This window comes from Kosakonia sp. HypNH10 (assembly GCF_029850615.1).
In the GTDB taxonomy this organism is placed as follows: domain Bacteria; phylum Pseudomonadota; class Gammaproteobacteria; order Enterobacterales; family Enterobacteriaceae; genus Kosakonia; species Kosakonia cowanii.
Genome location: NZ_JAOTIU010000002.1, coordinates 253,338 through 272,827, shown reverse-complemented (window position 1 = coordinate 272,827; position 19,490 = coordinate 253,338). Strand labels below are relative to the sequence as shown.

General features: G+C 58.6%; 16 protein-coding genes, 1 pseudogene and 1 riboswitch. Of the genes and pseudogenes, 12 read left to right on the top strand and 5 right to left on the bottom strand.

Annotated features, from left to right (window positions below; translation table 11 throughout):
• Positions 1-29: 29 nt before the first annotated feature.
• Both hydA and arcC read left to right on the top strand, forming a co-directional pair.
• On the top strand, positions 30-1,451 hold the full coding sequence (gene hydA / locus N7V53_RS07520; RefSeq protein ID WP_279792954.1) for a dihydropyrimidinase: 1,422 nt from the start codon (positions 30-32) through the stop codon (positions 1,449-1,451).
• The gene (arcC, locus tag N7V53_RS07515) at positions 1,448-2,380 is read left to right on the top strand and encodes a carbamate kinase (RefSeq protein ID WP_279792953.1); all 933 of its coding nucleotides are present in this window, start codon (positions 1,448-1,450) and stop codon (positions 2,378-2,380) included. The genes hydA and arcC overlap by 4 nt, the downstream gene beginning before the upstream one ends.
• 54 nt (positions 2,381-2,434) lie before the next feature.
• On the opposite strand, the pseudogene N7V53_RS07510 reads toward arcC, so the two are convergent.
• Positions 2,435-3,232, bottom strand: a pseudogene (locus tag N7V53_RS07510) (XdhC family protein); the annotation flags it as partial.
• 412 nt (positions 3,233-3,644) lie between these two features.
• On the opposite strand from N7V53_RS07510, the gene ygfK reads away from it, so the two are divergent.
• From ygfK to N7V53_RS07495, 3 genes are all read left to right on the top strand, one after another.
• The gene (ygfK, locus tag N7V53_RS07505; protein ID WP_279792951.1) at positions 3,645-6,749 is read left to right on the top strand and encodes a putative selenate reductase subunit YgfK; all 3,105 of its coding nucleotides are present in this window, start codon (positions 3,645-3,647) and stop codon (positions 6,747-6,749) included.
• Positions 6,746-8,080 (top strand): putative aminohydrolase SsnA, encoded by a 1,335-nt coding sequence (gene ssnA, locus N7V53_RS07500; RefSeq protein ID WP_279792950.1) that lies wholly within the window; start codon positions 6,746-6,748, stop codon positions 8,078-8,080. The genes ygfK and ssnA overlap by 4 nt, the downstream gene beginning before the upstream one ends.
• A 95-nt stretch (positions 8,081-8,175) precedes the next feature.
• Entirely contained in the window at positions 8,176-9,621 is a 1,446-nt protein-coding gene (locus tag N7V53_RS07495) for a nucleobase:cation symporter-2 family protein (protein ID WP_279792949.1), read from the top strand.
• Positions 9,622-9,644: 23 nt separating this feature from the next.
• Here N7V53_RS07495 and N7V53_RS07490 read toward each other — a convergent pair whose 3' ends face one another.
• On the bottom strand, positions 9,645-11,096 hold the full coding sequence (locus N7V53_RS07490; protein WP_279792948.1) for an MFS transporter: 1,452 nt from the start codon (positions 11,094-11,096) through the stop codon (positions 9,645-9,647).
• 103 nt (positions 11,097-11,199) lie between these two features.
• On the opposite strand from N7V53_RS07490, the gene N7V53_RS07485 reads away from it, so the two are divergent.
• Complete coding sequence (locus N7V53_RS07485) at positions 11,200-11,994, top strand: helix-turn-helix transcriptional regulator (RefSeq protein ID WP_279792947.1); 795 nt, start codon at positions 11,200-11,202, stop codon at positions 11,992-11,994.
• Positions 11,995-12,011: 17 nt separating this feature from the next.
• On the opposite strand, the gene N7V53_RS07480 is transcribed toward N7V53_RS07485, so the two are convergent.
• On the bottom strand, positions 12,012-12,785 hold the full coding sequence (locus N7V53_RS07480; protein WP_270221777.1) for a helix-turn-helix transcriptional regulator: 774 nt from the start codon (positions 12,783-12,785) through the stop codon (positions 12,012-12,014).
• A gap of 70 nt (positions 12,786-12,855) precedes the next feature.
• Between N7V53_RS07480 and N7V53_RS07475 the strand changes: the two genes are divergently transcribed.
• On the top strand, positions 12,856-13,593 hold the full coding sequence (locus N7V53_RS07475) for a type 1 glutamine amidotransferase (RefSeq protein WP_279792946.1): 738 nt from the start codon (positions 12,856-12,858) through the stop codon (positions 13,591-13,593).
• Here N7V53_RS07475 and N7V53_RS07470 read toward each other — a convergent pair.
• The gene (locus tag N7V53_RS07470) at positions 13,550-14,296 is read right to left on the bottom strand and encodes a YafY family protein (RefSeq protein ID WP_279792945.1); all 747 of its coding nucleotides are present in this window, start codon (positions 14,294-14,296) and stop codon (positions 13,550-13,552) included. The two genes, N7V53_RS07475 and N7V53_RS07470, sit on opposite strands and share 44 nt — an antisense overlap.
• A 60-nt stretch (positions 14,297-14,356) precedes the next feature.
• Between N7V53_RS07470 and N7V53_RS07465 the strand changes: the two genes are divergently transcribed.
• The 3 genes from N7V53_RS07465 to yajD all read left to right on the top strand — a co-directional run bounded on the left by N7V53_RS07465 (position 14,357) and on the right by yajD (position 16,525).
• Positions 14,357-14,719 (top strand): VOC family protein, encoded by a 363-nt coding sequence (locus N7V53_RS07465; protein WP_279792944.1) that lies wholly within the window; start codon positions 14,357-14,359, stop codon positions 14,717-14,719.
• A gap of 114 nt (positions 14,720-14,833) precedes the next feature.
• The gene (locus N7V53_RS07460; protein WP_279792943.1) at positions 14,834-16,012 is read left to right on the top strand and encodes an alpha/beta hydrolase-fold protein; all 1,179 of its coding nucleotides are present in this window, start codon (positions 14,834-14,836) and stop codon (positions 16,010-16,012) included.
• Between the two features lie 165 nt (positions 16,013-16,177).
• Positions 16,178-16,525 (top strand): HNH nuclease YajD, encoded by a 348-nt coding sequence (gene yajD / locus N7V53_RS07455; protein ID WP_023479696.1) that lies wholly within the window; start codon positions 16,178-16,180, stop codon positions 16,523-16,525.
• Positions 16,526-16,649: 124 nt separating this feature from the next.
• Here yajD and cspA read toward each other — a convergent pair whose 3' ends face one another.
• Entirely contained in the window at positions 16,650-16,862 is a 213-nt protein-coding gene (cspA, locus tag N7V53_RS07450) for an RNA chaperone/antiterminator CspA (RefSeq protein WP_042716246.1), read from the bottom strand.
• Positions 16,863-17,288: 426 nt separating this feature from the next.
• A riboswitch (M-box (ykoK) riboswitch) is annotated at positions 17,289-17,467 on the top strand.
• Between the two features lie 55 nt (positions 17,468-17,522).
• On the opposite strand from cspA, the gene N7V53_RS07445 reads away from it, so the two are divergent.
• Positions 17,523-18,536 (top strand): magnesium transporter, encoded by a 1,014-nt coding sequence (locus tag N7V53_RS07445; RefSeq protein WP_279792942.1) that lies wholly within the window; start codon positions 17,523-17,525, stop codon positions 18,534-18,536.
• Between the two features lie 148 nt (positions 18,537-18,684).
• Positions 18,685-19,095: an ASCH domain-containing protein gene (locus N7V53_RS07440; RefSeq protein ID WP_279793172.1), complete on the top strand. Its 411-nt coding sequence runs from the start codon at positions 18,685-18,687 to the stop codon at positions 19,093-19,095.
• The last annotated feature ends 395 nt before the right edge of the window (positions 19,096-19,490 follow it).

Below are 19,490 nucleotides of genomic sequence, written 5' to 3'. Positions count from 1 at the left end.
TGATTTGCGGCGGGCGTTCTGGAGTCTCTATGCGCGTACTGATTAAAAATGGCCTTATCGTCAACGCTGACAAGAGAGCCTGCGCGGATCTGCTTATCGATGCCGGGCGGATTAAGCAGATAGCCAGCACGATTGAGGCTGATGCCTCCTGCAAGGTGATTGATGCCGCAGGCTGTTATGTGATGCCCGGCGGCGTCGACGTTCACACCCATTTCAATATTGATACCGGGCTCGCCCGCAGCTGCGACGACTTCTTTACCGGCACCCGCGCGGCGGCCTGCGGCGGTACCACCACGGTGGTTGATCATATGGGCTTTGGCCCGCCCGGCTGCCATCTGCGCCACCAGTTGGGTGTTTACCATAACTACGCCGCCTATAAAGCGGTGATTGACTACAGCTTTCACGGCGTGATCCAGCATGTGAACCACGGCATTCTGGATGAGATCCCGATGATGGTGGAGAGCGGCATCAGCAGTTTCAAGCTCTATCTCACCTACCAGTACAAGCTGAACGATGATGAGATTTTGCAGGCGATGCGCCATCTGCATCTGGCGGGCGCGCTGACCACCGTCCACCCGGAGAACGATGCCGCCATCGCCCAGCGCCGCGCGGCGTTTCTCAATGCCGGGAAAACTGCGCCGCGCTACCACGCCCTGAGCCGTCCGCCGGAGTGCGAAGCGGAAGCGATCGCCAGAGTGATCAACCTCGCGCGGCTGGCCGGGGATGCACCGCTCTATATCGTGCACCTCTCCAATCAACTGGGGCTGGAGTACCTGCGTCTCGCCCGCGCGCAGCAGCAGCCGGTGTGGGTAGAGACCTGCCCGCAGTATCTGCTGCTCGACGAGCGCTGCTACGAACGCCAGGACGCGCTGAAGTATCTGCTCAGCCCGCCGCTGCGTAACGCCCGCCACAATGATGCGCTGTGGGGCGGCATTGCCGATGGCACGATTGATACCGTCGCCACCGATCACTGCGCCTTTTCGCTGACGCAGCGCCAGACCCTCTCCGGCGGCGATTTTAGCCGCTGCCCGAACGGGCTGCCGGGGGTGGAAAACCGCCTGCTGCTGCTCTTCTCCTACGGGGTGATGACCGGGCGCATCTCGCCCGAGCGCTTTGTGGCGCTCACCAGCGCCAACCCGGCCAAACTGTTCGGCATGTGGCCGCAAAAAGGGCTATTGGCCCCCGGCGCGGATGGCGATGTAGTGATTATCGATCCGCAGCGCACCACCACCATTCGCCACGACCGGCTGCATGACAATGCGGACTACTCGCCGTGGGAGGGGTTTATCTGCCAGGGGGCGATCCGCCAGACCCTGTCGCGCGGGCGGGTGATCTTCGATAACGGCGTATTCACCGGCGTTGCTGGCCAGGGGCGCTTTTTACGCCGCCAACCCTTTCAGCCGCTTACGCTGCCGTCAGCGGAACCGTTGCTACAAGAGAGTGTGCTATGAAGAAAAAGATTGTTCTCGCCCTCGGCGGAAATGCCCTCGGGTGCGATCTCGCCGGGCAGATGCAGGCGCTACAGCAGACTGCACAAACAATAGCGGAACTGGTCGCCCAGGGGCACCAGGTGGTGATCACCCACGGTAACGGCCCGCAGGTGGGCATGATCACCCTCGCCTTCGAGGCCGCCGCCAGAACCGAGGCGCACACGCCGATGCTGCCGATGTCGGTCTGCGTCGCCCTGAGCCAGGGCTATATTGGCTACGATCTGCAAAATACCCTGCGCGAAGCCCTGCTCGCCCGTAACCTCGATATTCCCGTCGCCACGGTGATAACCCAGGTGGAAGTGGCGGCGGGCGATCCCGCCTTCAGCCAGCCGGATAAACCGATTGGATCCTTCTTTTCCGAAGCTGAAGCGCAGGCGCTTATCCGCCAGGGTTACACCATGAAGGAGGATGCCGGGCGCGGCTACCGGCGGGTTGTCGCCTCGCCAAAACCGGTCGATATCATTGAAAAAGAGACGGTAAAAGCGCTGATGGCCGCCGATCAGGTGGTGATCACCTGCGGCGGTGGCGGTATTCCGGTGGTGCATGAGGGGCAGCATCTGCGCGGCGTCAGCGCGGTGATCGATAAAGACTGGGCCAGCGCCACCCTCGCCGCCATGATCGATGCCGATATGTTGATCATTCTTACCGCCGTGGAGAAAGTGGCGCTGCACTTCGGCAAGCCCAACCAGCAGTTGCTCGATACGCTCTCCGTCAGGGATGCGGAGCGTTTTATCGCCGAAGGCCACTTCGCCGCAGGCTCAATGCTGCCGAAGGTGGAGGCCGCCGTCGCCTTTGCCCGCTCGCGACCTGGCCGCCAGGCGCTGATCACCGAGCTACGCCAGGCGAAAGCGGGCATTGAGGGGAAAACCGGTACGCTGATTAGCCAGTAACCAGCGGCCGGGCTTGCCCGATCAACTGACCGCGATCGGCGTTTCACTCCGTTGGTGTGCGGGCGCGTTGAGGCCGAGCAGCCCGCCCGCCGCACGGTTTTTTACCTGCAGGATCTCCGCCAGCACGCTGATGGCGATCTCCTGCGGCGTCTCGGCACCAATGTCATACCCCACCGGCGCGCGCAGGCGGGCAAGCGCGCTGTCACTGACGCCCGCATCGCGCAGCTGGCGCAAAAAGGATTGCACCTTACGCCGACTCGACAGCAGCCCGAGCCAGGCAACCGGCTGGTCAATCAGCAACTCCAGCGCCTCACGATCCTGGTTATGGGTGGCGATCAGCACGTAGTCCTGCGGCTGAATCGCAAGGTTATCGATCACCTCGACAAAGTTTTGCCCATACACCAGCCGAATGGAGGGGAGGAAGGCATCAGAGGTGAGGCTCTGTAAATAGGTGTCGCCAACGGCGATATCAAACCCGAGCGGCACCGCGGCGTGCGCCATCGCGCGGTTAACATGCCCTGCGCCAACCAGCACCAGCCGGGGACGCAGGCCATGCACGCTGATATGCACGGTCATCGCGCCGCCGCAGTCCGAGCCGACCGCATTCTGCCCGCTGCGCGCCATACGGCCATGAAAGACGCGGGCGGTTTTCTCCCGCAGTGCCTCCAGCGCCTCGTTGATAACGTGACGCTCAATCACGCCGCCGCCGATGGTGCCGATGATCGTGCCGTCATCGCGAATCAACATCTGCGCAGTGTGCCGGGGGGCTGACCCACGGCTGTCAATAATCTGCGCCAGGGCAAAAGGCCGGTTCTGCTCTTCAAGCTTTGCTGCTTCTGCAAAAATCGTCATAACATCCTCAAGGTTATTTAGTCCGCGCGTGGCACGCTTTTTCACCTTTGAGTAATGCAATATTTATACTCGTCTGCCGTTTTATTTTTTAAAGCGTGAGCCGCGTCGTAAACGAGCCTGTTATTTACCTGAGGAGTCATCAGCGATAACCGCGTTAATACGCAGCGGCGGCCGGGAAATTATCACTCTGATAGTTTCTCTGCGCTTTTTGAGAAAATGAAAATCACGCCTGTCTGATAACGGCTTAATAGAGCACCCTCAACCAGCACAACTTTAGATACACCTCACACTTTCGCGCTCTTTCAATCACTTAAACCAGGAGTGGTGTGATTGTTGCTTCCTCTCTCTCCGCCGCTGCGATGAAAAATAGTGCGGCAATGTCGTTTATCTGAATAAGCCAGAGGAGAGGGTTATGGGAGATATTATGCGCCCCGTGCCGTTTGAGGCGCTACTGACGCGTATTTTTGAGGAGTATCAGAGCCAGCGGTCAATATTTGGTATTCCCGAACAGCAATTCTGTTCAACCATCCGTTCGCGGCCCATCACGGTATTTGGCGAAACCTGCGTCACCCCGCTTGGCCCGGCCGCCGGACCGCATACGCAGCTGGCGCAAAATATTATTACCGCCTGGCTGACGGGCGGGCGTTTTATCGAATTAAAAACCGTGCAGATCCTCGATCGCCTTGAGATTGAAAAACCCTGTATTGATGCCGAAGATGCCGGTTTTAATACCGAATGGTCGACGGAGTTCACCCTGGCCAAGGCCTGGGATGAGTACCTGAAAGCCTGGTTTGTGCTGCATCTGCTCGATGCGGTGTTCCCGCAGACGCCGAGAACAGAAGAGAAATCCTTTATTTTCAATATGAGCGTCGGTTACAACCTCGACGGCATCAAGCAAGCGCCGATGCAGACCTTTATCGCCCGCATGATGGACTCCTCAGCGGAGCCAAAATTTCACCTCTATCGCACCACCCTGCATCACTGCCTGAATAACGCCGATTTTCTTGCCCGCCTGCCGCATCACGCCCGCTCGGCCAGGCTGCAATCGCTCTCTGAGCGCATTCCCGCCACGCTGGTACAGGGGGTGACGCTCTCCACCATGCATGGCTGCCCGCCGGATGAGATTGAAGCCATCTGCCGCTATATGCTGGTGGAGAAGCGCCTCAACACCTTCGTCAAACTCAACCCAACCCTGCTGGGCTACGGACGCGTACGCGAGATCCTCGACCGCTGCGGCTTTGAGGAGATCGTGCTCAATGAGGAGTCCTTCGCCCACGACTTACAGTTTGCCCCGGCGGTGGCGATGCTGACGCGACTAATGGCGCTGGCGGCCGGGCAACAGCGCGGCTTCGGCGTCAAGCTGACCAACACCCTCGGTACGGTCAATACCCGCGGCGTGTTGCCGGGCGGCGAGATGTATATGTCCGGGCGCGCCCTCTTCCCGCTCGCCATCAATGTTGCCGCCCGGCTGTCGCGCGCCTTCGACGGCAAGCTGCCCATCTCCTACTCCGGCGGGGCCAGCCAGCTCACCATCCGCGATATCTTCGAGACCGGCATTCGCCCCATCACGCTGGCAACGGATCTGCTGAAACCGGGCGGCTATCTGCGCCTCACCGCCTGCCTGCGCGAGCTGGAGCAGGCGCAGGGTTGGGAGATGACCTCCATTGACGTTGCGCGCCTCGACGCACTGGCTGAACGCGCCATCACCATGGAGTACACGCAGAAAGCGTGGAAGCCGGACGACCGCATCGACGTCGCCCGCCCGCTGCCCGCCACCGACTGTTATGTTGCGCCGTGCGTCAGCGCCTGTGCCATCAAGCAGGATATCCCCGAGTATATTCGCCTGCTCGGCGAGGGGCGCTACGCCGATGCGCTGGCGCTGATTTACCAGCGTAACGCGCTCCCGGCGATGACGGGGCATATCTGCGATCACCAGTGTCAGTACAACTGCACCCGTCTCGATTATGAGAGTGCGGTGAATATTCGTGAACTGAAGAAGGTGGCGCTGGAAAAGGGGTGGGAAGAGTACCGACGCCGCTGGCATAAACCGGCGGGCTCCGGCTCGCGTCATCCGGTAGCGGTGATCGGTGCCGGGCCTGCCGGGCTGGCCGTCGGCTACTTTCTCGCCCGCGCCGGACATCCGGTCACGCTGTTTGAGCGCGAAGCGAGCGCCGGCGGCGTGGTGAAAAACATCATTCCGCCGTTTCGTATCCCGGCAGAGCTGATTGAGCACGATATTGATTTCGTGGTGCAGCACGGCGTGAAGATCGTTTACGGCTGCGACCCAAACCTGACCGTTGCGCAGTTGCAAAAGCAGGGTTTTCACTACGTGCTGGTAGCGACCGGCGCGGATAAGAGCCGCGCAGTGGCGCTGGGCGGTGATAACCCGAATATTCACGCCTCGCTGGCGTTTCTGCGCGCCTTTCATCGCGGCGAGCCTTTGCAGCCCGGTAAACATGTGGCGATTATCGGCGCGGGCAACACGGCGATGGATTGCGCCCGCGCGGCGCTACGCATACCGGGCGTTGAGCGGGCAACCGTGGTTTACCGCCGCTCGCGCAAAGAGATGCCCGCCTGGCGCGAAGAGTATCAGGAGGCGCGTCGTGCAGGTGTGGAGTTTGCGTGGCTGAGCAACCCGGAGCAGTTTGCGCCAGACGGCACGCTGACCCTGCGCGTGATGCAACTGGGCGAGGCCGATGCCGCAGGGCGTCGCCAGCCGCAGGCCACAGAGAAAACGCGCACTATGCAGGTCGATAGCGTCATTACCGCCATCGGCGAGCAGCAGAATAACGCGGCGCTGGCGGCATTCGGCCTGCCAGTTGATGAACAGGGGCGCGTGGCGGTCAATATTGAGGGTGAAACGCGCCTCGCCAACGTCTTTTTAATTGGCGATGTGCAAAATGGCCCGGCGTCGATTGTTGCCGCCATCGGCAATGCCCGGCGGGCAGCGGAGGCGATCCTCACACGCGAAAGCCTCGCCAGCCATCAGCAGAACAAATACTGGAGCAACGTCGACCCGGCGGAGATTTACCGGCGCAAAGGCGACATCGCCACGGCGCAGGTAGATAAGGCGGATCGCGAAGCGTTTGTCGCCCAGGAGGCGAGCCGCTGCCTGGCCTGCAACTACATTTGCAGCAAATGCGTCGATGTCTGCCCGAACCGGGCGAATATCTCACTGCCGATCCCCGGCTTCAACAACCGTTTCCAGACCCTGCATCTGGATGCCTGGTGCAACGAGTGCGGCAACTGCGCGCAGTTCTGCCCGTGGCAGGGGAAGCCCTATCAGGACAAAGTGACCCTCTTCAGCCTCGAAGAGGATTTCCTCAATAGCCACAACCCCGGCTTTTTCATCGACAACCAGCGCGTGCATATCCGCCAGCATGACCAGCAGTGGCAGCTCGATATCGATGCGGACGGCCATTTCGGCCAGGTGCCGCCACAACTGGAGGCGATGTGCCGCATTATCGGCCACGTTCACCAGCACCATCACTATCTGCTTAGCGAGGTAGAACAATGAGTCTCACCATCCTGAAAAATGCCACCGCCGCGCAGCTCTTCCCGGCGAAAGTGTGGCAGCAGGTCGATATCGCGATTAAAGATGATCTGATCCTCGCGGTCGACAGCGGGCTGGAGCAGCGCTATATAGGCGCGCAGGTGATTGAGATGCAGGGCCGGCTGGTGATGCCCGGCCTGGTCTGCGCCCATAACCACTTCTACTCCGGTCTGTCGCGCGGGATCCAGGCGAAAATCGCCCCCAGCCCCGATTTTATCTCGACGCTGAAAAACCTCTGGTGGCGGCTCGACCGGGCCATCGACGCCGAGTCGCTCTACTACAGCGCGCTGATTTGTGCGCTGGAAGCAGTGCGCAGCGGCTGCACGGCGGTTATCGATCATCACGCTTCGCCGGGGTATATCGCCGGTTCGCTCAGCCAGCTGCGCCGCGCTTTTCTCACCGTCGGGCTGCGCGGTATGACCTGCTTTGAGACCACCGATCGCAACGAGGGGCTGCGCGAGGTGTGTAAAGGCGTGGAGGAGAATATTCGCTTTGCCAAAGAGATCGACGCCGCGCGGCAAAAAGAGCAGGAGCCTTACCTGGTCGAGGCCTGTATTGGCGCGCATGCGCCCTTCACTGTGCCGCACGAAGGGTTGGTGATGCTCAGCGAGGCGCGGAAAGCGACCGGGCGCGGGCTGCATATTCATGTCGCCGAGGATAGGTATGATGTCGCCCATAGCCATCACCACTACGGAAAAGATCCGCTGGAGCGGCTGGCAGAGTATGACCTGCTTGATGAGAAAACCCTTGTCGCCCACGGGCTCTATCTCTCCGACATCGACATCTCGCTGCTCAATGCCCATGACGGTTTTCTGATCCATAACGCCCGCTCAAACATGAACAACCACGTCGGCTATAACCACCGGCTGGCGCAGTTCCGCCACTTTGCGCTCGGCACCGATGGCATCGGCTCCGATATGTTTGAAGAGATAAAGTTCGCCTTCTTCAAGCACCGCGATGCGGGCGGCGCGCTGTGGCCCGACAGCTTCGCCCGCGCGCTCTATAACGGCAACGAGGTGCTGAACCGCAACTTCAACGCCCGCTTTGGCCGTATCGAAGCGGGGTATAAAGCGGATTTAACCATCTGCGACTATCTGCCGCCGACGCCGCTGATTGATGCGAACATCGCCGGGCATCTGGCGTTTGGCCTCAGTTCCAACAGCGTGCACAGCGTGATGGTGAACGGCAGGATGATTTATCAGGATCGCCGTTTCACCCTCGACTGCGCGCCGCTGTTTGCCGAAGCGCAGGCGGTGGCGAAACGGCTATGGGCGAAGATGGACGCCCTGAACTGACCCCGCCTGCCGGTCCGGCAGAGCAAACCGGGCTGGCAGGCGCTACACGGTAGGGTTGGGTGAATCGCCCGGCCAGCACAGGAGAGAAAAAGCTCATGAAAGAGAGTGCTATGTCGGCTTCGGCCGCGTCCGTTGATGAGGTTCTGCCGGTAACGCAGATGTTTTTTTATGGCCTGCAACATGTGCTGGTGATGTATGCCGGTGCGGTGGCGGTGCCGCTAGTGGTGGGCAACGCGGTCGGGCTGCCTGCGGAACAGATTATTTTGCTTATCAGCGCCGATCTGTTTATTTGCGGCGGCGCGACGCTGATGCAGTCGCTGGGGGTGACGCAGTGGCTCGGCTGTCGGCTGCCGCTGATTCAGGGCTGCACCTTCGCAGCACTCATCCCGATGGTGCTGATTGGTAAGGAGTATGGCCTCGGCGGCATCTCCGGGGCGGTGATTATCTCGGGGATCTTTATCCTCTGCTGCGCACCGTGGATCAGTAAGCTGATCCGCTTTTTCCCCAAAGTGGTGATGGGCAGTATCGTCACGCTTATTGGCTTATCGATTCTGCCTGTCGCCGGTGGCTGGGTCGGCGGCGGCGCAAGCGATATGCACGGCTTTGGCGACCTGATTTCACTCCTGATGGCCGCCGTGACGCTGGTGGTGATCCTCAATATCTACACCTTTGCTTCCGGGGTGATTAAAAACACCTCGGTGCTGATTGGGCTGGTGGTCGGCACGCTGCTGTGGAGCGTATTTAAACCGCTCGATTTTCAGCTGGTGCAGGCGACGCCCTGGCTGCATCTGCCGCAGGCGCTGCCATTTGCGAAACCGGAGTTTCACCTGCTGCCCGTCGCCCTGCTGTCGATGGTAATGGTGGTGGTGATGGTAGAGACCATGTCGTCGATGATGGCGACCGGCGATATTGTCGGTAAAAATGTCGATGCGCGGATGCTGCGTAACGGCCTTAACACCTGCGGGCTGGCGACAACGATCTGCGGTTTATTCAACCTCTTTCCCTACGCCGCCTTTGCGCAAAACGTCGGGCTTATCGGCCTGACCGGTGTGCGCAGCCGTTTTGTCGTTGCCATGTCGGGGGTGATTTTGATGCTGATGGGGCTGTTTGCCAAACTGGCGGCGCTGGTGGTGTTAATCCCCAAACCGGTGCTGGGCGGCGCGGGGATTGTGATGTTCGGCATGGTCGCCGTTTCGGGCATTCGCACCCTCGGGCAGGTCGATTATCGCAACAACAATAACGGCATGGTGGTGGCGCTGACGCTCGGGCTGGGGATGATGCCGGTGCTGGTGCCGACGCTGTTTACCCAGTTTCCGCCAACGGTGCAGCTGTTTCTGCACAGCGGCATCACCATCGGCACGCTGACGGCGATTGTCGCCAACCTGACCCTCAACGGCAGCGCGCCGTTTAAATTCTCCCATCATGCTCCCTCCCCCGATCCGCTGCCGCCGAGCGCCGCCGCGCGCAATGTGGCGGTGCGCACCGTGAGAATGTGGCTGCTGCTGCGCAAAGTGCAAAAAGAGCGGCAGGAGAAAGCGTGATGTACCCGCCCCGGCGGGCTGCCCTACACCGCCCGCCGCTGTGTTGCCAGCGCCAGTAACAGCAGGCAGATGGCGACCGAGGTTGCCAGGTTGCAGAGCATGCCCGCGACAAACGCCGACGCGTACTGCCCCGCCTGCGCCACTGGCCCGGCATCGCTAAGGGCGTTGTTGAACAGCATCGCCACCACCGCAACGCCCAGCGCGGCACCGACCTGCTGGACGGTGGAGATGATGCCGGATGCCATGCCGGATTGCGCTTCGTCAACGTAGCCAAGCACCAGATTGAGTAGCGGCGTCATGATCGCCCCCTGCCCGGCCCCGACAACCACCAGCACTGGGATCAGGGTAACGGGGTTCAACTGTGGGCCCGCCATCGCCACCTGCGCAATCAGCGCGGCAATAAACAGCGCGTAGATCAGCGCCCCGCCGATAATCGCCCGGATCCCCCAGCGCGCCACCAGCCTCGGTGCGGCGAGCGACGCCAGCACAAAACCGACGCTACAGGGGGCAAAAATCAGCCCCGCCTGAAGTGGGTCCAGTCCAAACCCTTTTTGCACCAGCAGGGCAAAGCAGAGAAAGAAGGAGCTGGAGGTGGAGTAGACCAGCAGCACCAGCACCACACCGAGTGCGACATGGCGTTGCGCCAGCAGGCGCATATCTACCAGCGGCCATAAGCCTGCAATCCGACGCCGCTCCTGCTGGCGATAAAAGAGCACTAACAGCACCGCTGCCGCGCTCAGTGAGCAGAGCGTCCATGCGGGCCAGCCCTGCGTTGGCCCTTCGATCAACGGCACCAGTAACAGTGCGAGCGCGGTGCTAATTAGCAGCACGCCGCGCCCGTCGAGCAGCGGTTTTTGCGGCGCGTAAGATTCGGGAATAGCGCGCGCGGCAACGATGGCAATCACGCCAACCGGGATGTTAATCAGAAAGATGGTGCGCCAGCCCAGGCCAAAGAGATTGGCGTGAATCAACGCACCACCCAACACTTGCCCGGCAATTGCCGCCAGTCCGAGGGTCATGCCGAGCAGGCCAAACGCGCGGCGTCGGTCGTTACCGTCAAAGTTAACGCGAATCGAGGCGTAGACCTGCGGGAAGAGCAGCGCCGCCGCGAGCCCCTGCAATACGCGGGCGGCAATCAGCGTCTCGCTGCTTGTTGCCAGGCCACAAAGCGCCGAGGCGAGGGTAAAGCCAGCCATACCGAGGATAAAGAGGCGACGGCGACCAAAGCGGTCGCCGAACCGACCGCCGGTGATCAGCAGCACGCCGAAGGCCAGCTCGTAGCCTGCGACGATAAAACTGATTTGCGCGAAGCTGGCACCCAGCCCGCTCTGAATACTCGGGATAGCGACGTTAACCACAAAGAGATCGAAAATGGTGACAAAGCCTGCCAGCAGCAGTACGGCTAAGCCTGCCCACGGCGGCGCGGCGACGGTTAAGCGATCGCAGGAGATCGCAGCAGAGGGGGTAGATTTCATAGCGCATTTCCATTATCAGCGGAGTGTGCGACGATTCTCCCTGCTTCATTAAGCCGTTACAATTTAACCATTTATACTATTACTTTTAGCAACGAGAGCCGAGATGCGAACTCTGGAACGAACCCGCCCCGATCTGGCAGCCTTTTTACGCGCGCACCGCCAGCGCCTGTCGCCCGCCGATGTCGGCCTGCCGAGCGGTAACCGACGCCGCACGCCGGGGCTGCGGCGCGAAGAGGTGGCTGCGCTCGCCGGGGTCGGTTTAACCTGGTACACCTGGCTTGAACAGGGGCGCGATATTGGCGTCTCGGCGCAGCTTCTCGACAACCTCGCGCGGGTGCTGAAACTGGATGCGGCCGAGCGCCGTCATCTCTTTATGCTCACCCACGCGCGCCCACCCGCCGAACCGGGCAAAACCTGGTGCGTACTGCCGCCGCTGGTGCGCCGCCTGATGCACGATCTCCCCCACCCCGCCTTTGTGCTCAACCTGCGCTGGGATGTGCTGGGCTTTAATGCCCCGGCTGACGCGCTTTTCGGCTTCAGTCGCCACGCGCCCGAGCGGCGTAACCTGCTCTGGCTGCTGTTCACCGATCCGCTGCTGCAGGAACGTTTTGTCGCCTGGCATGAGCAGGCTCCGCTAATGCTGTCGAGCTTTCGCCGCGACTTCGCCCGCGCCAGCCAGAGCACCGATATTGTCGAACTGGTGGATGAGCTGGAGCGCGTGTCGCCAGAGTTTAGCGGCTGGTGGCGACAGCATGATGTTCACGCCCCGTGCAACGGCGTGCGTCATTTGTGGATGGATGAGCATTCCGTGCCGTTCGAGCACACCACGTTAATTATCGACGAAGATCGCCACCTGCGGCTGGTAGTCTATGCCCAACAACAGCCAGCAGCTGAGTAGAGGCTAACGGGAAGACATTAAGGTAAAAATTCGTGGGGCGTAGCGCCGAGAATCGCCCGGAAGGCTGCGGTGAAAGCGGCGGGACAGGAAAAGCCGAGCTGGTAAGCGACCTGCTTCACCGGAATGCCGTTAGAGAGCAGATCCAGCGAGGCGCAGATGCGTGCCCGCTGCTTCCAGCTTCTGAAACTGAAACCGGTGTCGCGGATAAACTGGCGCGAAAAGGTGCGTTCCGACATCGCCGCAATATGCGCCAGTTCACTTAACGACGCCTCCCAGCGCTGCCCAATCAGTAACTGGTTAGCGGCGCGGGCGAGGCGCTCATCCTGCGGCAGGGGAAGCTCAGCGGCAAGCTGCTCTGTCTCGCTGAGGATCTCCAGCAACAGCAGCGCCATTCTCCGCTGGCTTGGCGCTTTGTACTCATGGCTGAACAGCCCCGCAATCAGCTCTTTCACCAGTGGCGTCGCGCCAATCACATGTACCAGTTCGCTCTTGGTGAAGTTGCTGCATTCGGCGATCAGCGAGCGGCTGAAGTAGAGGGTGCGCAGGTCGGTTTCTGAAAGCAGCGTATAGCTATGCTCCTGCAACGGCGGCAGCCATAACGCGCGCTGCGGCGGGATCACCCAGCGGCGCTCGCCGGTCTCCACTAGCAACACGCCGCGGGTGGCAAACAGCAACTGCCCTTCCAGATGGTAATGGGGCGGATCGACCTCTCCGCGTCGATAACCTCTGGCAAGGTTTGACCAGCCAATAGCCTCATCATGTCTTGGCGCTTTATCTATGCTGTTTGGCATTTGAGATTCAAAACCTGCATTTATGATTGGCCGGGTTATATCACCCCATCGCAATCTGGAGCAAACATCAATGCGGATTCATTTTATCGTTCATGAGAGTTTTGAAGCGCCCGGCGCGTATGAAAGCTGGGCGCAGCAGCGCGGTTACCAGGTTAGCCACTCCCGCGTCTATGCGGGCGATGCGCTTCCGGCCACGGCTGACGGCTTTGACCTGCTCATTATTATGGGCGGCCCTCAGGATCCGCATACCACCCAGGCAGAGTGTCCCCATTTTGATGCCCGCGCCGAGCAGGCCCTTATCGCTTTGGCGATCGCGGGCGGAAAAGCGGTGATCGGCATCTGCCTCGGGTCGCAATTAATCGGCGAGGCGCTGGGCGCTGCTTTTGCACACAGCCCTGAGAAGGAGATCGGTAAATTCCCCATTACGCTCACGGCGGCGGGCAAAAGTCATCCGCTGTTTGCCCATTTCCCTGAAACGCTGGCGGTCGGGCACTGGCATAACGATATGCCGGGCCTGACGGCCGATGCGCAGGTGCTCGCCTTCAGTGAAGGGTGCCCGCGGCAGATTGTCGCCTACAGCGATCGCGTGTTCGGCTTCCAGTGCCATATGGAGTTAACGCCTGAGGTGGTCGAGCGGCTTATCGCCCACTCCGAGGCGGATCTGAGCCGCGCCGCACAGTTCCGTTTTGTCGAAACGGCTGAAGCGCTGCGCGCCCATGATTACCGCGAGATGAACGATATCCTGTGCCAGTTTCTCGATAAGCTTACGGCGTACTATCAAGACGCAACACAGGCGCTGCGCCACTGATCTCATCAAGCGTATCGCGGCCCGCCTCGCGCCACATGCGCAGCAGGCGCTGGCGCGAGTGGGGAGCGGCGCACTCAAGCAGTTGCACACTCTCAATCTGCGCGACGGCGAAGTGGCGAAAATCGCCGCGGGTTTCACACCATGCGGCGAGCAGCAGATCGCGGGATAAGTAGCCGAGGGCGAAAGGCCAGATCACGCGCTCGCTCGTTTTTCCCTGGCGGTCGGTATAGCGAATGCTCACTTTCAACTGTCGCCGAATGGCGGCACGCAGCCCGGCAACGTGCTCGCTTTCAATCGCCGTTTCCGCTCTTCCCACCAGCAGCGTGGCGTGTTCGAACAGCGATTGCATCGGCGGCGGAATGATCTGCATGATTTTGCCTGCCACCTCGCTTGCCGCCTTGCCAATCTCCGCATCGCCATAGGTCGCCACCCAGCGCAGGCCGAGCGCCAGCGCATCCAGCTGCTCCGGGGTAAACATAAGCGGCGGCAGAAGATAGCCCGGAGCGAGCAAATAACCGGTGCCCGCTTCGCCCTGGATATCCGCTCCCTGCGCACGCAGCGAGGCGATATCGCGGTAGAGCGTGCGCAGGCTGATGGAAAGCTCCTCCGCCAGGCTTGCACCGCTTACCGGATAGCGGTGGCGGGCAAGGATTTGCAAAAGCGCGAGCAATCTTGCGGCACGTGTCGGTCCTGATGCTGACATGTTTTGTCACTCCTCCCTGCGATAGTCATCTCCCCATTACCTTGAGGAGAGAAGTGCCCAATGATACCGAATTTATTCATCCTGTATGTTTCCGACCCACAGCGCAGCAGCGATTTTTACCAGACGCTGTTTCAGCAAGCACCCGATGTGGTGCTGCCCACCTGGGCAGCGTTCTCCTTCACCAACGGACTTAACCTCGGATTATGGTCCACCCGCGCCGCGGATTTTCTCTCCGGCGGCGAAGGCAACCGCATGGAGATAAGTTTTATGGTGCAGGATAGCGCGGCGGTTGATGCGCTTTACCAGCAGTGGCTGGCGCTGGGCGTTGAGATCGAGCAGCCGCCTGCGCAGGCGGTTTTCGGCCGGACCTTTGTCGCCCGCGATCCGGACGGCCATCGCATCCGGGTTTGTATTCCGGATTAAGCGGGCTGTTCGCAGCCCCGGGAGATGGTATTGTTTTTATCCCTTAGCGGATGTTTGCCGGGCTTATCGCCTGATGCCCGGTTAACCCTCCTATAACGATAAAAAGGAACAACAATGCAACGAAACCTCGCCTGCCTGACACTCGCTATTTCCGCCCTGCTCGGTGCGTCGACGCTACCCGCGTTGGCTGCGCCGCTTCCGGCCCCGCCGGATCAATCGGTGCCGGTCAGTAACTACATTACGCAGGTTAACGCCGATAAGAGCGTCACCTTCCGCCTTTTCGCGCCGGGCGCAAAGCGGGTCTCGGTAGTCACCGGCTCCAGCCCGGACAGCTATGTCTCGCATGATATGCAAAAAGATGAGCGCGGCGTCTGGTCGTGGAAAAGCGAGGTGCTGGCCCCTAATCTGTATGAGTACTACTTCGATGTGGACGGTTTCCGCTCGGTCGATACCGGCAGCCGTTTTCAGAAACCGCAGCGCCAGGTAAACACCAGCTTGATTCTGGTGCCGGGCTCGCTGCTTGACGATCACGCAGTGGCGCATGGCGATCTGCGGACGGTTACCTACCACGCGAAAGCGCTGGGTGCCGAGCGCCGGATGTATGTCTGGACGCCGCCGGGTTATGACGGCAAAGGCGAGCCGCTGCCGGTGCTCTACTTCTATCATGGCTTTGGCGATACCGGCCTGTCGGCGATTGACCAGGGCCGCCTGCCGCAGATCATGGATAATCTGCTGGCGGAGGGAAAAATCAAACCGATGCTGGTGGTGGTGCCGGATACGGAGACGGATATTACTGAGGCGATCCCGGAGAACTTCCCGCCGAAAGAGCGGCGTAAGGAGTTCTATCCGCTGAATGCGCAGGCCGCTGACCGTGAACTGATGCAGGACATTATTCCGCTGATTGATAGCCGCTTTAACGTGCGCAAAGATGCCGACGGGCGCGCGCTGGCGGGCTTATCGCAGGGCGGATTCCAGGCGCTCTACTCCGGTATGCACCATCTTGAGCACTTTGGCTGGCTGGCGACCTTCAGCGGCGTGACCACCGCAACGGTGCCGGATAGCGGAATTACCCGCCAGCTCGATAATGCCCAGGCGGTGAATAAGCAGTTGCATAACTTCACCGTGGTGGTTGGCGAAAAAGACTCCGTTACCGGCAAGGATATCGCCGGTCTGAAAACGGAGCTGGAGAGCAAGGGCGTCCATTTCGACTACAAAATGTACCCGGGCCTCAATCATGAGATGGATGTCTGGCGCCCGGCCTACGCCGAGTTTGTGCAGAAAGTGTTTAAGTAACGGCAAGCGCCTTCTCATCCCCCGGGAAGGCGCTAATCTGCCCCTGCTGCTTGCCTGAGATTTTTGCTATCGCGCGCCGGGGAAGAGAATAGGTTGAACTCGCAGGCCAGGCAGGCTAGCCTGCGTCAACAAATACCCTCTTCTAAAAAACAGGTAATGTCGGTAATGGCTTTAATCCCTAAAAACTACGCGCGGCTGGAAAGCGGCTATCGTGAAAAAGCACTTAAAATCTATCCGTGGGTATGCGGGCGTTGCTCGCGGGAGTTTGTTTACTCAAACCTGCGTGAATTGACGGTTCATCATATCGATCACGATCACACCAATAACCCGGAAGATGGCAGCAACTGGGAGCTGTTGTGTCTGTTTTGCCACGATCATGAGCACTCGAAATACACCGAAGCGGATCAGTATGGCACGAATGTGATTGCGGGAGAGGATGCGCAAAAAGATGTCGGCGCGGCGACCTACAACCCGTTTGCGGATTTAAAGTCGATGCTGGGCAAGAAGAAGTAAGGTTGCGTGAAATTCAGGCAATAAAAAACCCGCTCGTGGCGGGTTTTTTTCATTATCAGTTGCGCTTACTGCTCAGGCTATCGCCGTCATCGCGGTTGTAAGGCTTGCTGATAATCAGCGCGGCTTACAGGGCAGTAACGTTGCCAGCTGCAGGGCCTTTAGCGCCGTTTTCGATGGTGAAGGAAACTTTCTGACCTTCATCCAGGGTTTTGTAGTTGTCGCTCTGGATTGCAGAGAAGTGTACGAATACATCTTTGCTGCCGTCGTCCGGAGTGATAAAGCCAAAACCTTTATCAGAGTTGAACCATTTTACTAAACCAGTCATTTTATTAGACATAGATAATTCCTTAATAGATGAGCCACTTAGCGCGGCGATAATGGCCTGTAATTAGAGAGTATCTTATTTGGCACTTAGGAGGAGGCTCACGAAGAAGGGTATCTTTGGATAACTCTTGAACTGAGGACTGCTTTACTAAAACTGCTTTCATAAGGTCTGTCTTCCAAACCGATGGCGCTATTAAGACACAGCAAATTTCTTTTGGCAACGTTTAAGTTTAATTATTTTAACCGCTTACACACCTGGACGGCTGCCTGCAGAAGCCGGAAGGCTTGAGTGGCGCGGCTTCAGCCGCTTAAGCCAAACGGCAAACTTTTTGTATTTATCGTCTCATTCAGGAACGTTTTTGCGAACTTAAACGCTCCCTCAATCATCTGCACGTTCACATTATCCCCCCTTAAATATAGGGGTATACTCCCGCCCGCAGTTCGATCTTGTTATGGCGAGGCTCCTGAGCAAAAACAAGTTACCGCCCTGATGGTGTCGAGAGAGACCACACAGGGAAATACAGGCATCCATCGAATCAAGGTGTTGCCAAGGTAACTTCCGGCGTGTTTATCGCGGATACGTTGCTCAGTGCTAAAACCGGGACGTAGGGATCTTCTTCTATATCTTCCTGTTTTGTTCGCCCTGTAAGCAGTTTTCTATAGGGAACGTTGTATGTCACATATTTATACTCACGGCGCACACTATTCAGAGGCGCATCAGGCTGGCGATAAGCTTGCCCACTATATGTCTGCCGACTTTATTGCACTCTCTGACGATTTGACCGTTGAAGAGGGTCGCTCGACATTTCTGCAACAGATTAGCGATGACTATTTTCCGACATACGTCTTTATCGTATGCGGTGCGATGCTGCGCGGCGCTCTGCCCATCAGAGCGCTGTTGCAGGAGGAGAATGTCGCGAAGCCCATCACCTCTTTAATGACCAGCGATCTGGTTCACGCCGCGCCTGATGATACGCGCCATGAAACCGCCCGGCTGATCGAAAGCCGGGGGATGACGCTGATCCCGGTAACCGAGCACGGCAGGCTGGTCGGTTGTCTGGCAGAAAAAGAGATTGCGCACCTGCTCGCCGATGAAGCGACAGAGGATGCCCAGCGCCAGGGTGCAACCTTGCCGCTGGAAAAGTCGTATCTGGAGATAAGCCCGGTCGGATTATGGAAAAAACGCGCGCTCTGGCTGTTACTGCTGTTTGTCGCAGAAGCCTATACCAGCAGCGTGATCCAGCACTTTGAAGAGGCGCTGGAATCGGCGATTGCGCTGGCGTTCTTCATTCCGCTGCTGATCGGTACGGGGGGCAATAGCGGAACGCAAATCACCTCTACGCTGGTGCGTGCGATGGCGCTGGGCGAAGTGAGGATGGCCGACATGGGCCGGGTGATCCGTAAAGAGATGACTACCGCGCTGATGATTGCCGTCACCCTTGCCGCTGCCGGATGCCTGCGCGCATGGATGATGGGCATCGGCCCGGAGATCACCTTAATTGTCAGCCTGACGCTGCTCTGCATTACGCTCTGGAGCGCGGTAGTCTCCTCCGTGATCCCGATGGTGATTAAACGCGTCGGTATCGATCCGGCGGTGGTCTCCGCGCCGTTTATTGCCACGCTGATAGACGGCACCGGCCTGATTATCTACTTCAAAATTGCGCAATATTTTCTTGGGCTGAACTGAAATAACTTCATTCTTCTCTCTTTCCGGAACGCGCTGGCTTAATCCGTCGGCGCGTTCCCTGCCCCCTCCCCTCAATTTTCGGCGCATTCATTGCGCATCAAGACGTGCTATCGTCAACCGTTAACAGACTGTTAAAAAAGGTTTTATGATGAGCACCCTCGAACAATTAAAAGCAAAGTACCCCGGCGCGCAGGCGTGGCAGATCGGCGACAGCCCGGCGCTGGCTGATGAGCTGGCAACATTAGTCGCCAGCGGCATCAAAACCGCCTCCTGCGGTTCATTCGCTTGCTGGCAGGCAGAAGATCCCGCGCCCAAACTGGGCAGTTACAATATTATTCTTAACGGCCAGGATGAGCCGGTGTGCGTGATCCGCATCATCTCGCTGCGCCTGACGCGCTTTTGTGATGTCACCGAAGCGTTTGCCCGTAAAGAGGGTGAAGGCGACTTAAGCCTCGACTACTGGCGCAAAGAGCATCAGCGCTTTTTCAGCGCAGCCGGGATCTTCTCTGAAGAGATGGAGCTGGTGGCGGAAGAGTTTGAAGTTATTGAGCGTGTTTAAAAGACGCCGCATCGCGCGGCGTTTACTTCAATTACTGCTATAAAACCTGGCCCACATCCTATAACCACATTAATAACGGGTTAATAATCAATTGTGGCTAATATAGAAATTAATTTAGTAACTATTATTAAATAGCATTACTTTGCGTAAGCTTATTTTCTAATTGCGACTCATTATCATAAATATAATCACCAGCCGACTTATTATTCAATTATTAAAACCCGGAAAATAAAATTAAAGGGATGATTATCGGCGAGAGAAATGAAAACTTTATGCTTTTTGCCAAATAAAAATAAACCATTAAGCGAAGTGAACACTTTCGGTCAATTCTTACCAGGCAATAAATACAACTCATTGATTTAAATTCATATTAATTATAAATTTTAATTAGAAAA

What these genes read in the sequence shown, in the direction of transcription:
- ssnA (WP_279792950.1), top strand. Translation starts at nt 6,746, where the DNA reads ATGAGTCTCACCATCCTGAAAAATGCCACCGCCGCGCAGCTCTTCCCG.
- N7V53_RS07460 (WP_279792943.1), top strand. Translation starts at nt 14,834, where the DNA reads ATGCAACGAAACCTCGCCTGCCTGACACTCGCTATTTCCGCCCTGCTC.
- N7V53_RS07480 (WP_270221777.1), bottom strand. Translation starts at nt 12,785, where the DNA reads ATGCCAAACAGCATAGATAAAGCGCCAAGACATGATGAGGCTATTGGC.
- N7V53_RS07485 (WP_279792947.1), top strand. Translation starts at nt 11,200, where the DNA reads ATGCGAACTCTGGAACGAACCCGCCCCGATCTGGCAGCCTTTTTACGC.
- N7V53_RS07440 (WP_279793172.1), top strand. Translation starts at nt 18,685, where the DNA reads ATGAGCACCCTCGAACAATTAAAAGCAAAGTACCCCGGCGCGCAGGCG.
- N7V53_RS07470 (WP_279792945.1), bottom strand. Translation starts at nt 14,296, where the DNA reads ATGTCAGCATCAGGACCGACACGTGCCGCAAGATTGCTCGCGCTTTTG.
- N7V53_RS07445 (WP_279792942.1), top strand. Translation starts at nt 17,523, where the DNA reads ATGTCACATATTTATACTCACGGCGCACACTATTCAGAGGCGCATCAG.
- hydA (WP_279792954.1), top strand. Translation starts at nt 30, where the DNA reads ATGCGCGTACTGATTAAAAATGGCCTTATCGTCAACGCTGACAAGAGA.
- N7V53_RS07465 (WP_279792944.1), top strand. Translation starts at nt 14,357, where the DNA reads ATGATACCGAATTTATTCATCCTGTATGTTTCCGACCCACAGCGCAGC.
- N7V53_RS07475 (WP_279792946.1), top strand. Translation starts at nt 12,856, where the DNA reads ATGCGGATTCATTTTATCGTTCATGAGAGTTTTGAAGCGCCCGGCGCG.
- cspA (WP_042716246.1), bottom strand. Translation starts at nt 16,862, where the DNA reads ATGTCTAATAAAATGACTGGTTTAGTAAAATGGTTCAACTCTGATAAA.
- yajD (WP_023479696.1), top strand. Translation starts at nt 16,178, where the DNA reads ATGGCTTTAATCCCTAAAAACTACGCGCGGCTGGAAAGCGGCTATCGT.
- ygfK (WP_279792951.1), top strand. Translation starts at nt 3,645, where the DNA reads ATGGGAGATATTATGCGCCCCGTGCCGTTTGAGGCGCTACTGACGCGT.
- arcC (WP_279792953.1), top strand. Translation starts at nt 1,448, where the DNA reads ATGAAGAAAAAGATTGTTCTCGCCCTCGGCGGAAATGCCCTCGGGTGC.
- N7V53_RS07490 (WP_279792948.1), bottom strand. Translation starts at nt 11,096, where the DNA reads ATGAAATCTACCCCCTCTGCTGCGATCTCCTGCGATCGCTTAACCGTC.
- N7V53_RS07495 (WP_279792949.1), top strand. Translation starts at nt 8,176, where the DNA reads ATGAAAGAGAGTGCTATGTCGGCTTCGGCCGCGTCCGTTGATGAGGTT.